At 64.9% G+C, this 14,917-nt stretch carries 13 protein-coding genes; 12 read left to right on the top strand and 1 reads right to left on the bottom strand.

Annotated features, from left to right (window positions below; all coding sequences use genetic code 11):
* Window positions 1–57 precede the first annotated feature (57 nt).
* The 4 genes from FOY53_RS03410 (at window position 58) to FOY53_RS03395 (ending at window position 4,703) form a co-directional block, all read left to right on the top strand.
* On the top strand, window positions 58–1,275 hold the full coding sequence (locus FOY53_RS03410) for an ABC transporter substrate-binding protein (RefSeq protein ID WP_146585741.1): 1,218 nt from the start codon (window positions 58–60) through the stop codon (window positions 1,273–1,275).
* 71 nt (window positions 1,276–1,346) lie between these two features.
* The gene (locus FOY53_RS03405) at window positions 1,347–3,209 is read left to right on the top strand and encodes an ABC transporter permease (protein ID WP_146585739.1); all 1,863 of its coding nucleotides are present in this window, start codon (window positions 1,347–1,349) and stop codon (window positions 3,207–3,209) included.
* Entirely contained in the window at window positions 3,206–4,009 is an 804-nt protein-coding gene (locus FOY53_RS03400; RefSeq protein WP_146585737.1) for an ABC transporter ATP-binding protein, read from the top strand. Before FOY53_RS03405 ends, FOY53_RS03400 begins: the two co-directional genes overlap by 4 nt.
* On the top strand, window positions 4,002–4,703 hold the full coding sequence (locus tag FOY53_RS03395) for an ABC transporter ATP-binding protein (RefSeq protein ID WP_146585735.1): 702 nt from the start codon (window positions 4,002–4,004) through the stop codon (window positions 4,701–4,703). The genes FOY53_RS03400 and FOY53_RS03395 overlap by 8 nt, the downstream gene beginning before the upstream one ends.
* On the opposite strand, the gene FOY53_RS03390 is transcribed toward FOY53_RS03395, so the two are convergent.
* Window positions 4,688–5,095 carry a c-type cytochrome gene (locus FOY53_RS03390; RefSeq protein WP_146585733.1) on the bottom strand — a complete coding sequence of 136 codons (408 nt, stop codon included), beginning with the start codon at window positions 5,093–5,095 and terminating at the stop codon, window positions 4,688–4,690. The genes FOY53_RS03395 and FOY53_RS03390 overlap by 16 nt on opposite strands.
* Before the next feature lie 325 nt (window positions 5,096–5,420).
* On the opposite strand from FOY53_RS03390, the gene FOY53_RS03385 reads away from it, so the two are divergent.
* The 8 genes from FOY53_RS03385 (at window position 5,421) to FOY53_RS03350 (ending at window position 14,917) form a co-directional block, all read left to right on the top strand.
* Window positions 5,421–6,467: a C4-dicarboxylate TRAP transporter substrate-binding protein gene (locus FOY53_RS03385; RefSeq protein ID WP_146585731.1), complete on the top strand. Its 1,047-nt coding sequence runs from the start codon at window positions 5,421–5,423 to the stop codon at window positions 6,465–6,467.
* Between the two features lie 62 nt (window positions 6,468–6,529).
* The gene (locus FOY53_RS03380) at window positions 6,530–7,039 is read left to right on the top strand and encodes a TRAP transporter small permease (RefSeq protein WP_146585729.1); all 510 of its coding nucleotides are present in this window, start codon (window positions 6,530–6,532) and stop codon (window positions 7,037–7,039) included.
* A gap of 4 nt (window positions 7,040–7,043) precedes the next feature.
* Window positions 7,044–8,381 (top strand): TRAP transporter large permease, encoded by a 1,338-nt coding sequence (locus FOY53_RS03375; RefSeq protein ID WP_146585727.1) that lies wholly within the window; start codon window positions 7,044–7,046, stop codon window positions 8,379–8,381.
* A gap of 30 nt (window positions 8,382–8,411) precedes the next feature.
* Window positions 8,412–9,218, top strand: coding sequence for an IclR family transcriptional regulator (locus tag FOY53_RS03370; protein ID WP_146585725.1), 807 nt, complete (start codon window positions 8,412–8,414; stop codon window positions 9,216–9,218).
* Between the two features lie 91 nt (window positions 9,219–9,309).
* Window positions 9,310–11,397 (top strand): 3-hydroxyacyl-CoA dehydrogenase NAD-binding domain-containing protein, encoded by a 2,088-nt coding sequence (locus FOY53_RS03365; protein WP_146585723.1) that lies wholly within the window; start codon window positions 9,310–9,312, stop codon window positions 11,395–11,397.
* Window positions 11,398–11,409: 12 nt separating this feature from the next.
* The gene (locus FOY53_RS03360) at window positions 11,410–12,585 is read left to right on the top strand and encodes an acetyl-CoA C-acyltransferase (protein ID WP_146585721.1); all 1,176 of its coding nucleotides are present in this window, start codon (window positions 11,410–11,412) and stop codon (window positions 12,583–12,585) included.
* A gap of 13 nt (window positions 12,586–12,598) precedes the next feature.
* A complete protein-coding gene (locus FOY53_RS03355; RefSeq protein WP_146585719.1) occupies window positions 12,599–13,795 on the top strand; it encodes an acyl-CoA dehydrogenase family protein in 1,197 nt (398 codons plus the stop codon).
* Window positions 13,796–13,798: 3 nt separating this feature from the next.
* Window positions 13,799–14,917, top strand: a complete 1,119-nt coding sequence (locus tag FOY53_RS03350; RefSeq protein ID WP_146585717.1) for an acyl-CoA dehydrogenase family protein — start codon at window positions 13,799–13,801, stop codon at window positions 14,915–14,917.

Genomic DNA, 14,917 nt, shown 5'->3' with positions numbered 1-14,917 from the left:
TTCCCATAAAAGCCCCGTGACCCAATAAAAAGGGGCGTCTGACAGAGAGGATCTACTATGCAACGCAAGACATTCCTGAGAGGCCTGATCGGAGCCGCGCTGCTGGCCGGCACGTCCCCCGCCGCCTTTGCCCAGAGTGGCGAGCCGATCAAGATCGGCGAGATCAACCACTACAAGCGCATGGCGGCCTTTGCCGAACCCTACAAGAAAGGCATCGAACTGGCGCTGGAAGAGATCAATGCAGAAGGCGGAGTCCTGGGCCGCCCGCTGGAGTTCATCTTTCGCGACGACCAGGGCGACCCCGGCGAGGCGATCAAGATCGCCGAAGAGCTGATGACCCGGGATGGCGCGGTGATGCTCACCGGTACGATCCTGTCCAATGTCGGTCTCGCCATTGCCTCGCTTGCGGGCGAGAAGAAGTGGGTTTACCTCGCGGCCGAGCCGCTGGCCGACGCGGTGACCTGGAGCGCCGGCAACCCCTATACCTTCCGGCTGCGCGCTTCGACCTACATGCAGGCGGCGATGCTGGCCGAAGCGGCGGCCAAGACGGACGCGGTGAAATACGCCACGATCGCGCCAAACTATGCCTACGGCAAGGACGCGGTCGCGGCCTTCAAGGAGGTGCTGACCAAGCTCAAGCCCGACGTCGAGTTCGTCGCCGAGCAGTGGCCCGCCCTGTTCAAGATCGACTCGGGTGCCGAAGTGCAGGCGCTGGAGCGGGCCAAGCCCGACGCGATCTACAACGTGACCTTCGGCACCGACCTTGCCAAGTTTGTCCGCGACGGCAACACCCGTGGCCTGTTCCAGGGCCGCACCGTCTATGGGCTGCTGTCGGGTGAGCCGGAGTATCTGGAACCGCTGGGCGACGAGGCGCCCGAGGGATGGGTCGTGACCGGCTATCCGTGGTATGATTTCAACGAGGATGACGGGGCCAACAAGACCTTTGTCGATGCCTACCAGGACCGCTGGGGCGAGACGCCCAAGATCGGCTCGCTGGTGGGTTACATGGCGGCCGAATCGATTGCCGCCGCGATTGCCAAGGCCGGCTCGACCGAGACCGAGGCAATCCGGGCCGCCTTCGAAGGGCTGCCTGTCGAGACACCGGTGGGCCAGATCACCTATCGCGAGATCGACAACCAGGCCACCATGGGTGCCTTTGTCGGCACCACGGCGCTTCAGGATGGCGCCGGGGTCATGGTCGACTGGACCTACCTGGATGGCGCCGACTACCTGCCATCGGACGAAGAAGTGAAGAAGCTGCGTCCGTCCGAGTGAGCCACGGCGGCCCGGACCAGGTGTCCGGGCCACTTTGCCCAATTTTTCCCTAGAACTACAGGAGACCTGCGATGGGTCTGTTTCTTGCACAGCTTCTGACCGGGCTGGCCAATGCGGGCGCCTTGTTCATGGTCGCCTCGGGCCTGTCGCTGATCTTTGGCGTCACCCGGATCGTGAACTTTGCACATGGCTCATTCTACATGCTGGGCGCCTATGTCGGCTATACGCTGATGCAGGTGCTGCCCGGCATGGTGGGTTTCTGGGGGGCGATCCTGCTGGCCGGGATCATCGTCGGGCTGATTGGCGTGATCGTCGAGATCTGTGTGCTGCGTCCGGTCTATTCCGCACCCGAGCTGTTCCAGCTGGTGGCGACCTTTGGCGTTATCCTGGTGATCCAGGACCTGACGCTGATGATCTGGGGCGCCGAGGATCTTCTGGGGCCGCGGGCGCCGGGCCTGAAAGGTGTCGTGCGCATCCTTGACGAGCCCGTGCCGCAGTATGATCTGGCGCTGATCGCCATCACGCCCTTTGTCGCCTTTGCACTCTGGTATCTGATCAGCAAGACCCGGGTCGGCATTCTGGTCCGCGCCGCGACGCAGGACCGCGAGATGGTCGGCGCCCTGGGCGTGAACCAGAGCTGGCTGTTCACCGGCGTCTTTTTCCTCGGCTGCGCCCTGGCGGGTCTGGGCGGGGCCGTGCAACTGCCCAAGGGCGGCGCGGATCTGCTGATGGATTTCAACATTCTCACGTCGGTCTTCGTGGTCGTGGTGATCGGCGGCATGGGGTCGCTGCCGGGCGCCTACCTCGCCGCCGTGATCATTTCGGTGCTCAACGTCTTTGGCGTGTCCTACATGCCGCAGTCGACGCTGGTGCTGATGTTCGTGGTGATGGTCGTGGTGCTTATCTTCCGCCCGTTCGGCCTGTTCGGCAAGGAAGAGGTCGCAGGTGAACACGGTCAGGTCGGCGAGCCCGAGCGCCCGATCAAACCCGCCGGTCTGCGGGTGCGGATGCTGGTGCTGGCCGGTCTGGTGCTGCTGGGGCTGATCCCGGTGCTGGGGTCGAACTTTGCCGAGGTGCTGGCCACCGACATCCTGATCTTCTGCCTGTTCGCGGCCTCGCTGCATTTCATGCTGGGGCAGGGCGGGCTGGTCAGCTTTGGCCATGCGGCGTTCTTTGGCGGCGGCGCCTATGTCGCGGCGCTGCTGGTGACCTACGCCGACACCCCGATGGAGCTGGCGATGGTCCTCGCACCGCTTGGCGCCGGTCTTGCGGCAGTGGTGATCGGCTGGGTCTGCCTGCGCAGTACCGGCGTCTATTTCGCCATGCTGACACTGGCCTTTGCGCAGCTGCTGTGGAGCCTGGTGTTCCAGTGGGGCGACATCACCGGCGGTGATGACGGATTGGTCAACATCTGGCCCTCGGCCTGGGCATCGTCCAACACCGTGTTCTTCTATCTGGCGCTGGTGATCTGTGTCGGGGGCATCCTCCTGCTGCGCCACGCCGCGCATTCCCCCTTTGGCTACGCCCTGCGCGCCGCGCGGGATTCGGCCCGGCAGGCCGAGGCGATGGGCATCCATACAAAGCGCATCCAGTGGGTTGCCTTTGCCTTTGCCGGCGCGATGGCCGGTATCGCGGGTGGGCTGTTCGTGTTCTCCAAGGGCAGCGTCTTTCCGAACGAACTGGAGATTGCCCGCTCGTTCGACGCGCTGATCGTGGTGTTCCTGGGCGGGGTAAAGACCCTGTCGGGTGGCTGGGTCGGCGGCGCGTCCTTCGAGGCGGTCAAGGACTACCTCACCCGGTTCGAATACTGGCGCCTGGCGCTGGGCCTGCTGATCATCGGCGTGGTGATCCTTGCGCCCGAGGGCATCGTCGGATCCCTGCGCAAGCTGGGTGAACGCATCGGGTTTCTCAACGCAGCGGAGGACAAGCGATGAGCGCGGTTCTGACGGTCGAGCATCTGAGCCGCGCTTTCGGGGCCATCAAGGCGGTGGATGATGTCAGCTTTTCGCTGGAGCAGGGCGAGCTTCTGGCCCTGATCGGTCCCAACGGCGCGGGCAAGAGCACCTGTTTCAACATGCTCATGGGACAGTTGAAACCCACCGGCGGACTGGTCCGGCTGAACGGGGAAAAAATCACCGGTCTCGCGCCGCGCCAGATCTGGCGCAAGGGCGTGGGGCGGACCTTCCAGATCACCGCGACCTACAGTTCGATGACGGTGGTCGAGAATGTGCAGATGTCGCTGATTTCCCATCACCGGCGGATCTATTCGATGCTGCCCTATGCGCACAGACTTTACCGCGCGCGGGCGCTGGCGCTGCTCGACACCGTCGGCATGGCCGATCAGGCCGACCGCCACTGCGCCGTGCTGGCCTATGGCGATCTCAAGCGGTTGGAACTGGCCGTGGCGCTGGCGCATGAACCCAAGCTGCTGCTGATGGACGAACCGACCGCCGGCATGGCGCCGCGCGAACGCATCGCGCTGATGCAGTTGACGGCGGATATCGTGCGCGATCAGGGCGTGAGCTGTCTGTTCACCGAACACGACATGGACGTGGTCTTTGCCCATGCGCACCGGATCATGGTGCTGAACCGCGGCCAGCTTATCGCCAACGGAACGGTCGACGAGATCCGCAACAACCCGCAGGTGCAGGAGGTCTATCTGGGCGGCGGGATGCTGTTCAATCCAGCGGACGGGCCGGCAGGCACGCCGGAAAGGGAGACGGGCCATGCTTGAGCTGTCAAATGTCAACGCCTTCTACGGCAAGGCGCATGTCCTGAACGATCTGAGCTTCGAGGTCGGGCGCGGCAAGGTCGTGGCCCTGCTCGGGCGCAATGGTGCGGGCAAGACCACGACGATGAAGTCGATCATGCAGATGGTGCAGCCACGCGGCGGCAGTGTCAGCTATCAGGGCCAGAACATCACCGGCTGGGCGCCGCATCGGGTGGCCAAGGCGGGGCTGGGCTATGTGCCCGAGGAACGGCGGATCTTTACCCAGCTGACGGTGCTGGAAAATCTCGAGGTTGGCCGGCAGCCCCCGCGCGATGGCTGCGTGACCTGGAGCGAAGAGATGCTGTTCGAGCTGTTCCCCAACCTTGCCGAGCGGCGCGGAAACCGTGGCAAGGCGCTGTCCGGGGGCGAGCAGCAGATGCTGACCATCGCGCGCACCCTCATGGGCAATCCGGCGCTGGTGCTGCTGGACGAACCCAGCGAAGGCATCGCGCCGGTGATTGTCGAACAGATGGCCCGTGTGATCCTGCAGCTCAAGCAGGAGGGGCTGACTGTGCTGCTGTCCGAACAGAACCTGCATTTTGCCCAGGCGGTTGCGGATTCCGTGGTCATCATCGAAAGCGGCACGCAGAAGTTCGCCGGGTCGCTGGCCGCGCTTCAGGCGCAGCCGGAAATCCGCGATGCCTATCTATCGGTCTGATCCGCCGAACCTTCCGGTTGCGCCGGCAGAGTTTCCTGAGGTTGCAGCGCCCTGAGGATGGCGGCGCGGGTCTCAGGGTCGGTGACACCGGGATAGGGCTTCATCTTGTGCCCGACGACGACGCTGTCCGGGTCTTCGATCCAGGACCCGAGGGTTTCTTCGTCCCAGGTGATGCCTGACGCCGCCAGCGCGTCGCTGAAGGCATATCCCTCGATCGAACCCGCCTCGCGGCCGATGATCTGGTGCAGATTGGGTCCAAGCCGATTGTCACCCTCGTTCTGCGTGTGACAGGTGCGGCAGTGATTGTTGTATGCCACCTCGGGGTCGGTGTCCTGCGCGGACACGACCTCGGCTGACAGTACCAGCGCAGAGACAAGCACAAACGTTTTCATTTCATCCTCCACATTCAAGTCGGTGATTGCAGAACTTGCAGCCCGCCCTGGCGGTTCCGGGTGCGCACCGACATGGGCGGTTCGTCGCCGCTAGCCCGGGCAGGACCGGCGGGATCACTCCCGGCCCGGCACCGATCCCGGCGAATCGCCGTCCCGGGGGATTCCGGGGCACGCCGGTCCCGGAAAGCTGACGTAAGGTTCGGTTCGCGCAGGCTTTTGCAGAGTGCTCGGGGATTTTGCACAGACCAGTTGATTCATCGGGAAATCACGGCTACAAGACTGCATGTCAGAAATAAATTCTGCATAGTGGAAATTGGAGGGCACTATGAAGCGTTTTCTACTTGGCGCGACGGCATCTGCTTTGATCGCGATGACCGGCGCCGCACAGGCACAATCCTTGTTCGTCGGCGAAGCAGGTCCGAACCGCGGCGCCCGCGCCGTGGCGCTGCAGGCCTTTGCTGACAAGGCGGTCGAACTGTCGGGCGGTGCGCTCGATCTCGACATCCAGTGGGGGGGCGCCTTGTTCAAGGCGGACGCCGCACTGAACGGCATCGCCGATGGCGTCGCAGATCTCGGCACCATCATCGCGGTCTATTTTCCGCAGGAAATGGTGGCCTATGGCATCGCGGACCTGCCGGTACAGAACCCGGACGCCTGGGTCGGGATGAAGGCCACGGACGAGCTGATGCGCAACAACGACGCCATCAAGGCAAACCTGGCGGACATGAACCTGGTCTACCTCGGCACCTTCACCACCTCGGCCGTACACATCGGCTGCAAGGGGGCGACGATCCGCACGGTCGACGACATCAAGGGTCTGAAGGTGCGCGGCGTTGGCGCCTATGGCGACACGTTCCGCGAATTCGGCGCCAACATGGTGCCGATGTCGATCTATGACGCCTATCAGGGTCTGGACACCGGATTGATCGACTGCTCGCAGGGGTATTCCTATGCCATGGCCGCGCTCAAGCAGCAGGAGGTCATCGACAGCTACACCATGTTGAACTGGGGTCAGGTCGGGGCGCTGGGCGTGTTCATCAACAAGGAGTCGTTCGACGCTCTGGACGCCCCGGTGCAGGAGGCGTTGCTGACGGCTGGTGAAGGCATGGCGGATACGCTGGGCGAACTGATCACCGCCGACAACGACAAGGCCGTCGAAACCATGAAGGCGGCCGGCGTCGAGATCATCGAGCTGCCGGAAGCAGAGCGCGGCAAACTGGTCGAGACCAGCAAGCAGTTCCTCGATGACTGGGTGACACGCGCCGGGCAGGCGGGGCTGGACGGTGCCGCCCTGCTGGAAGAGTACCGCGGCCTGATCGAAAAGTATCAGGGCATCCGTGACACGCAGGGCTATCCCTGGGCACGCGGCTGAAGTGAACCGGGCCCGCCCTGCGGCGGGCCCGCCATGTCCACATTTTGCGATCAGAGGTGTCCATGCTGCGACGCATTGAACAGCTGTTGCTTGATCTGGCCGTCGTTGCGGTCATGGGGCTCGGCGCGTTGATCACCACCACGGTGCTGTTGCGGGTGTTCCTGAATTCGGGCGTGCCGGACGCAATTGTCATGGTGCGCGAACTGATGGTGGCGGCCATCGTTCTGCCGCTGGCGGTGACCACGGCCCAGCGGGCCCATATCGCAGTGGAATTTGTCGCCAATCGGCTGCCCCCGACCGGGCAGAAGGCGCTGGTGGTGCTTGGCTCGGTCTTTGGACTGCTGGCCCTGGCGCCGCTGATCTATGCCGGCTGGCGCGAGGCCGCGCATGCGATGACCTCGGGTGGATTTTTCTTTGGCGAGCTGATGCTGCCGAAATGGCCGGGGCGGGTGATCTTTCTGCTCGGGATGTCGTTCTGCTGGCTGCGGCTGCTGCTGATGGTGCTGGCAGATTTCCGGGCAATGCGACGCGGTGCGCCGTTGAGCGAAACCGGCTACGGAACAGGGGAATAATCGGATGGACGGAACACTTGTCGGGCTCTGCGCCTTTGCCGCCGTCATCCTGTTGCTGGGACTGCGCGTTCCGATTGCCTTTGCGCTCGCGGCTGTGGCGACGGTGGGTACCTTTGTGATGTTCGCCTTCCGCACCGGGGCGTTTGCGCCAGAGCGGGCGATGCGACCCACCACCTCGCTGGTATTCTCCAATTCCTTCGATCTGATCCATTCTTATGATCTGTCGATGATCCCGCTGTTCGTGGCACTGGGTCACATTGCCTACCGTGCCGACATCACCACCAAGATCTATCATGCGGCCCGGGTCTGGCTGGCACAGATTCCCGGCGGCGTCGCCATTGCCTCGGTTGTCGGCTGCGGCGGCTTTTCGGCGATCACCGGGTCCAGCATTGCCTGCGCTTCGACCATGGGGCGGATCTGTTCGCCCGAAATGCTGCGCATGGGCTATGACAAGCGGCTGGCGACGGCGTCGGTTGCGGCCGGAGGCACGCTGGGATCGCTGATCCCGCCATCGGTGCTGTTCATCATTTACGGGATCTTTACCGAAACCTCGATCTCGTCCCTGTTTCTGGCCGGCATCCTGCCCGGTATCCTGTCGTTGCTGGGCTTTATCCTCGTCATCTACGTCTGGGTGCTGCGCGACCCTTCGGCGGCGCCACGCTTTGTCGGCGTCATCACCACCCGGGAAAAGTTTGCAGCCGCGCTGGACGCCTGGCCCGCAATCGCACTGTTCACCATCATCGTCGGCGGCATCTACGGCGGGTTCTTCACCGCCACCGAAGCGGCGGCGGTCTGTGTCACGGCGGCCATCGCCATCGGCTTTGCCCAGCGCAAACTGACGGTTCGCGCCCTGATCGAAGCCCTGCGCGAGACCTGCGTGCAAACCACGGCGATCTTTCTGATCGCGGCGGGGGCCAAGATCTTTGTCGCGTTCATCGCCCTGACCGGTGTCGCCGGTGACATCGTGCAGGCAGTCACCAACGCACAGCTGTCGCCGGTGATGCTGCTGGCGGCCATCGCGGTGATCTATCTTTTGCTGGGCATGTTCCTCGATCCGATCGGCATCATGGTGCTGACCCTGCCGCTGATGGTGCCGCTGGTGGAAACCTACGGCTTTGACCTGATCTGGTTCGGGGTGGTGGTGATCAAGCTGCTTGAAATCGGACTGATCACCCCGCCGGTCGGCCTCAACGTCTTTGTCATCGCCGGGGTGGTGGGCAAGGAGGTTGCGATCGACCGGATCTTTGCGGGTATCCTGCGGTTCCTGACGGTGGATGTCATCGTGCTGATCCTGATCATGGCCTTTCCGGTGATTTCGCTTCTCATTCCGGGGTCGATGTAGATCATGGACGCACCGCACAAGGAGATGCAGATGCGCACCGAACAGGAAACCGACCGCCGTTTTGCCACCACACTGGCCCGGGGGCTGGCGGTGTTGCGCGCCTTCCGTCCGTCCGATGACGGGCTGGGCAATGCCGAAATTTCCGAACGCACCGGCCTGCCCAAGTCGACGGTGTCGCGGCTGACCTTCACCCTGCAATCGCTGGGCTATCTCAATCACGCACGCCGTCACGACCGCTATCGCCCCGGTCCGGCGCTGCTGGCGCTGGGCAATGTGGCGGCCTCGTCGATTTCCTTTGTCGATCTGTCGGGCAGCATAATGCAGCGGCTGGCGGACGAGACCGGCACGCTGGCGCTGCTGCTGGTGCGGGACCAGAACAAGCTGCTGATCGTCAAGACCTGGCGGCCGCGCAACCTGGCCTCGCTCTGGCTGGAGGTCGGGCACCGGCTGCCGTTCAACGGGTCGTCTTCGGGACACGCGATGCTGTCGGCCCTGTCCGAAGAGATGTTCGAGCGCGCCGTGGCCGAAGCCGACGGCGACCGCGGACTGACACCCGAGCGCGCCGCGGTGATCCGCCGCGACGGGTATGCGCAGCTGCTGGCCAGCGGCACGGTGATCGCTGACCCGGCCGAGTACTTCGCCACCAGCATTCATGCGGTCGCCCGCCCGTTCCATTCGCGCGACCTGAGCGAGCCGGTGATCTTTACCTGCGGCGCCATGCCGGCAGATCTCAGCCTGGAGCGGATGCGCGCAGAGGTCGGCCCGGCACTGAACGAGGCGGTGCGCGAACTCGAGCGGATGATGGGGCAGGGATCGTCCATCGCGATGCGGAGCTGATCCGGAGTTTGGCTGTGCGGTGGAACGCTGTGCAGCATGTTGAAATTATGCCGGTCAATGCATCGGTGAAACGTTGAGGAAATGGGGATCCATGACGCAACCCGTGACGTATGAACGCGACGGCCGCATCGGCCTGATCCGTATCGACAACGGCCCGGTGAACGCGCTCAGCCATGCTGTGCGCATCGGTATCGTGAGCGCGCTTGATGCCTTTGAACAGGACGCAGCGGCGGATATTGCCATCGTCCACGGTGCGGGGCGTCTGTTCATCGGCGGTGCGGACATCACCGAATTCGGCAAGCCGCCGCAAGACCCCTGGCTGCCCGAGGTGATCGACCGGATCGAAGCCTGCCCCAAGCCGGTCATCGCCGCACTGCATGGCGCGGCGCTGGGCGGCGGGCTCGAGGTGGCGCTGGGCTGTCACTATCGCCTTGCCATGCCGGGTACCAAACTGGGTCTGCCCGAGGTCACGCTGGGTCTGATTCCCGGCGCGGGCGGGACACAGCGAACCCCGCGGCTCACCGGGCTGGCCAAGGCCATGGAAATGGTGTCGTCAGGCACACCGGTCAGCCCGGAGGACGCGCTGGCCTGCGGATTGATCGACCGGATCGGTGCCGGCGCGCTTGTGGCTGAGGCCAAGGCCTATGCCACCGACCTGCTCGAGCAGGGCGCCCCGGCGCGGCCCGTGTCCGCGATGCCGCGTCCGGCGCCGGATGCCGAAGCGAGTGCCGCGATCCGGAGCAGGCTGGCCCGCACGGCCAAGGGGCTTGTCTCGCCGCTCGCCGCGGTCGAGGCGGTCGAGGCGGCCTGCGACACAGACCTGCGCGACGGGTTGGCCATCGAGCGTCAGAAATTCCGCGAGATGATGGAGACGCCACAGCGCGAAGGCCTGATTCACGCCTTCTTTACCGAGCGCAGGGTCGCACATCTGCCCGAGATCGCGGGCGTGGCGCCACGCCCGGTGGCGCGGGTCGGGGTGATTGGCGGCGGCACCATGGGGGCGGGCATCGCCACGGCCGCACTGTTGCGCGGGTTGTCGGTGACACTGATCGAACGCGACGCGGCTGCGGCGGCCAAGGCCCGGGACACCATCGGCGGCAATCTTGCCGCCGCCGTCAAGCGTGGCAAGCTGAGCGAGGCGATGCGGGACACGGCTTTGTCTCAGGCGCTGACCACCGCCATCTCGTATGACGCCCTGAGCGATGTCGATCTGGTGATCGAAGCCGTGTTCGAGGACATGTCGGTCAAGAAAAAGGTCTTTGCCGAGCTGGACCGGGTCTGCAAACCCGGCGCTGTGCTGGCCACCAACACCTCTTATCTCGACATCAACGAAATTGCGGCCAGCATTTCGCGGCCACAGGATGTGGTCGGGCTGCATTTTTTCTCGCCCGCGCATGTGATGAAGCTGCTCGAGGTGGTCGTCGCTGACAAGACCGCGCCGGAGGTGACGGCCACGGCATTCGCGCTGGCAAAGACGCTGGGCAAGGTGGCTGTGCGCGCCGGGGTCTGTGACGGGTTCATCGGCAACCGCATCCTGTCGCACTACCGCGCCGCTGCCGACCGGATGGTTCTGGCCGGGGCCAGCCCGTTCCAGATCGACGCGGCGCTGACTGACTTCGGCTTTGCCATGGGGCCCTATGCGGTGGCCGATCTGGCCGGTCTCGACATCGGTTTCCTGACCCGACAGCGCAAGGCCGCGACCCGCGATCCACAGGACGTTGTGCCGGTCTGGGCCGACGCGCTGTATCATCTGGGACGTCTGGGGCAGAAAACCGGCCGCGGCTACTACATCTACGAAGGGCGTCAGGGCACACCCGACCCCGAGGTCGACAGGCTGATCGCAGAGGCGCGGGCCGATGCGGGCATCACGCCGCGCAGCTTTGACAAGGCCGAGATCGTGCGGCGCTACATGGCGGCCATGGTCAACGAGGCGGCGCGGGTGGTCGACGAGGGCATCGCGCAGCGGCCGCTGGATGTCGATGTGACCCTGCTCTCGGGCTACGGTTTTCCCCGCCATCGCGGCGGGCCGATGAAATGGGCCGACATGCAGGGGCTGGAGTCACTGCTGGCGGATATCGAAGGCTTCGCACAGGAGGATCCGTTCTTCTGGCACCCGGCGCCGCTGCTGATGCGGCTGGTGGCGCAGAACCGGACATTTGACAGCCTGAATGCGGGCTGAAGGAGAACACACATGAAAGATCCCGTTATCGTTTCGATCGCGCGCACCCCGATCGGCAAGGCCGGGCGCGGCGCCTTCAACATGACCCACGGCGCGGTGCTGGCTGGACATGCGGCGGCGGCGGCCGTGGCGCGGGCCGACATCGACCCGGGCCTGATCGAGGACAGCATCTGGGGGTGCGGCTATCCGGAATATGTCACCGGCGGCAACATCGCCCGGCAGGCGGTGATCCGCGCCGGGCTGCCGGTATCCATCGCCGGAACCACGGTCAACCGGTTCTGCGCCAGCGGGTTGCAGGCGGTTGCGATGGGCGGACACATGATCGCGCAGGAAGGGGCCCGGGCGGTGCTGGTCGGCGGGGTCGAAAGCATCTCGATGGTGCAGCCGCCCGTCCGGCATTCACGCGAATCCTGGATCGAGGCGCACAAGCCCGACCTGTACATGGCGATGATCGACACCGCGGACATCGTTGCCGAACGGTATGGCATCACCCGTGCCGCGCAGGACGCGCTGAGCCTGCAAAGTCAGCAGCGCACCGCCGCGGCACAGGCGGCGGGCCGCTTTGATGCCGAGATCGCACCGATCACCGTGACCAAGGCGGTCACGGACAAGGCGACAGGCGCAGTCAGCGAAGTCGAGGAAACCCTGAGCCGGGACGAATGCAACCGCCCGTCCACCACGCTGGAGGGGTTGGAAAAACTGGAACCGGTCAAGGGGCCGGGCAAGTTCATCACCGCGGGCAATGCGTCGCAACTGTCGGATGGCGCGGCGGCGCTGGTGATGATGGAGGCGGGCGAGGCGGCGAAGGCCGGGCTCGAGCCTCTGGGCCGGTTCCGCGGCTTTGCCGTTGCGGGCTGCGAGCCGGACGAGATGGGCATCGGCCCGGTATACGCCATCCCGCGCCTGCTCGAGCGGGCCGGGCTGACGGTCGACGACATCGACCTGTGGGAGCTGAACGAGGCCTTTGCCAGTCAGGCGCTCTATTGCCGCGATTTTCTGGGCATCGACAACGACAAGCTGAACGTCGACGGCGGCTCGATCTCGGTCGGGCACCCGTTTGGCATGACCGGTGCGCGGATGACCGGCCACCTGCTGATCGAAGGTAAGCGGCGCGGGGCAAAACTGGGTGTCGTGACCATGTGTATCGGTGGCGGCCAGGGTGCGGCCGGCCTGTTTGAAATCTTCTGAAGGAGGCCGGATCGTGGACCTGAACTACACGGATGAACAAAAGGCCTTTCGCGCCGAGGTGCGCAGCTTTCTCGACGCGAACCTGCCCACGCGGCTGTCGGACAAGGTGGCAGGCGGCAAGCGCCTGACCAAGGCCGACTACGAGGAATGGCACGCCATTCTGAACGCCCGCGGCTGGCTGGCGGGCAACTGGCCCGAACAGCATGGCGGCACCGGCTGGAACGCCGTGCAGCGGCACATCTTCGAAGAGGAAACCACCCGGGCGCATGCGCCGCGCATCGTGCCCTTCGGTCTGGCAATGCTGGGGCCGGTGTTGCAGAAATTCGGCAGTGAGGCGCAGAAGGCGCAGTACTTGCCGCGGATCCTGAACGGCGACGACTGGTGGTGTCAGGGTTATTCCGAACCCGGCGCCGGGTCGGATCTGGCCAGCGTCAAGACCACGGCGGTGCGCGACGGCGACCACTATGTCGTCAACGGCCAGAAAACCTGGACCACGTTGGGCCAGTACGCCAACATGATCTTCTGCCTTGTGCGCACCGCGACGACCGGCAAACCGCAGGAGGGCATCTCGTTCCTGCTGATCGACATGGACACGCCCGGCATCACGGTGCGCCCCATCGTCCTGCTGGACGGGGAGCCCGAGGTGAACGAGGTGTTCCTTGACGATGTCCGGGTGCCGGTGGCCAACCTTGTGGGCGAGGAAAACAAGGGCTGGACCTACGCCAAGTACCTGCTCACGCACGAGCGCACCAACATCGCCGGGGTCGGTTTCGCAAAGGCCGGACTGGCCAGCCTGAAACGCATCGCCGGACTCGAGCGCGACGGTGACAGGACGCTGATCGAGAACCCGCTGTTTGCCGCCAAGGTGGCGCAGGTCGAGATCGACCTGATGGCGATGGCGACCACAAACCTGCGCATTCTGGCCGCGGCTGCGGCGGGGCAGGCGCCGGGGGCCGAAAGTTCGATGCTCAAGATCAAGGGCACGCAGATCCGCCAGGAAATCAACGCCCTGACCCGGCAGGCGGTCGGGCCCTACGCAATGCCGTTTGTGTCCGAGGCGCTGGACGAAGGCGCCAATGTCGAACCGGTCGGGCCGGAATACGCCATGCCCGCAACGCAGGCCTATTTCAACAACCGCAAGCTGTCGATCTACGGCGGATCTTCCGAGGTCCAGCGCACGATCATCAGCAAAGCCATTCTGGAGCTCTGAGCGATGAACTTTGACCTTACCGACGAACGCCAGATGCTGCAGGACGGCCTGCGCCGCTATCTGCGCGAAACGGTCACTGCGGATCTGCTGGCATCGGCCAGCCAGTCCGCCACCGGCCAGTCGGACAGGCTCTGGTCCGGTCTGGCTGAAATGGGCGTGATCGGCGCGCTGTTTTCCGAAGAACAGGGCGGCTTTGGCGGCGCCGGTTTCGACATCGCGCTGGTGTTCGAAGAGCTGGGCCGCGCCGGAACCTTCGAGCCACTGCTGGAAATGGGGGTGCTGTCGGGCGGATTGCTGGCGGCGCTGGGCCGGGACGACCTGATCGGGCAGATCATCGCCGGCGATGCCCGCGTGGCCTTTGCCCATGCCGAGCCGGGCGGACGCTATGACCCGTGCCATGTGACGACCACTGCGACCGCCAGCGACACCGGCTGGACCCTGCAGGGGCGCAAGGCGTTGGTGGCGGCGCTGCCGTTTGCGACCCACGTGCTGCTCAGCGCGCGGACCGGCGGCGCGGTGCGCGACACCTCTGGCATTTCGCTGTTCCTGCTGCCGGTGGACAAGGTGCAGGCGCGGGATTATCCGCTCAACGGCGGAGGCCGGGCGGCAGAGCTGGATCTGAATGGCACCGAGGTGCCGCAAGACGCGCTTGTCGGTCCCGAAGGCGGTGCCTGGGAGGCGCTGGAGCGTGCCAACGCCCGCGCCGTGGCGGCGATCAGCGCCGAGGCGCTGGGCCTGATGGAAAGCATCCGGACCCTGACCACAGACTATCTGCAGACCCGCAAGCAGTTCGGCAAACCGATCGGCAAGTTTCAGGCGTTGCAGCACCGCATGGCGGATGTGCTGATCGAGATCGAACAGGCTCGCTCGGCGGTGATCAACCTTGCCGGGCATCTGGATGCAGACCGCGTCACCCGCGAACGCCATGTCAGCGCCACCAAGAACCTGATCGGCCGGGCCGGGCGCCTGGTGGTCGAGGAATCGATCCAGATGCACGGCGGCATCGGCATGACCGAGGAATACGCGCTGGCGCATCTGGCCAAACGCCTGACCATGGTGGACCACCGCCTTGGGGACGCCGATTATCATCTGGAACGCTTTATCCGTCTGTCTGCAGCCTGA

The sequence above is a fragment of the Puniceibacterium confluentis genome (genome assembly GCF_007923445.1).
GTDB lineage: Bacteria > Pseudomonadota > Alphaproteobacteria > Rhodobacterales > Rhodobacteraceae > Puniceibacterium > Puniceibacterium confluentis.
Note: the sequence above shows the minus strand (reverse complement) of the source record. Positions and strands in the feature narration are given on the sequence as shown.

What these genes read in the sequence shown, in the direction of transcription:
- FOY53_RS03410 (WP_146585741.1), top strand. Translation starts at nt 58, where the DNA reads ATGCAACGCAAGACATTCCTGAGAGGCCTGATCGGAGCCGCGCTGCTG.
- FOY53_RS03405 (WP_146585739.1), top strand. Translation starts at nt 1,347, where the DNA reads ATGGGTCTGTTTCTTGCACAGCTTCTGACCGGGCTGGCCAATGCGGGC.
- FOY53_RS03400 (WP_146585737.1), top strand. Translation starts at nt 3,206, where the DNA reads ATGAGCGCGGTTCTGACGGTCGAGCATCTGAGCCGCGCTTTCGGGGCC.
- FOY53_RS03395 (WP_146585735.1), top strand. Translation starts at nt 4,002, where the DNA reads ATGCTTGAGCTGTCAAATGTCAACGCCTTCTACGGCAAGGCGCATGTC.
- FOY53_RS03390 (WP_146585733.1), bottom strand. Translation starts at nt 5,095, where the DNA reads ATGAAAACGTTTGTGCTTGTCTCTGCGCTGGTACTGTCAGCCGAGGTC.
- FOY53_RS03385 (WP_146585731.1), top strand. Translation starts at nt 5,421, where the DNA reads ATGAAGCGTTTTCTACTTGGCGCGACGGCATCTGCTTTGATCGCGATG.
- FOY53_RS03380 (WP_146585729.1), top strand. Translation starts at nt 6,530, where the DNA reads ATGCTGCGACGCATTGAACAGCTGTTGCTTGATCTGGCCGTCGTTGCG.
- FOY53_RS03375 (WP_146585727.1), top strand. Translation starts at nt 7,044, where the DNA reads ATGGACGGAACACTTGTCGGGCTCTGCGCCTTTGCCGCCGTCATCCTG.
- FOY53_RS03370 (WP_146585725.1), top strand. Translation starts at nt 8,412, where the DNA reads ATGCGCACCGAACAGGAAACCGACCGCCGTTTTGCCACCACACTGGCC.
- FOY53_RS03365 (WP_146585723.1), top strand. Translation starts at nt 9,310, where the DNA reads ATGACGCAACCCGTGACGTATGAACGCGACGGCCGCATCGGCCTGATC.
- FOY53_RS03360 (WP_146585721.1), top strand. Translation starts at nt 11,410, where the DNA reads ATGAAAGATCCCGTTATCGTTTCGATCGCGCGCACCCCGATCGGCAAG.
- FOY53_RS03350 (WP_146585717.1), top strand. Translation starts at nt 13,799, where the DNA reads ATGAACTTTGACCTTACCGACGAACGCCAGATGCTGCAGGACGGCCTG.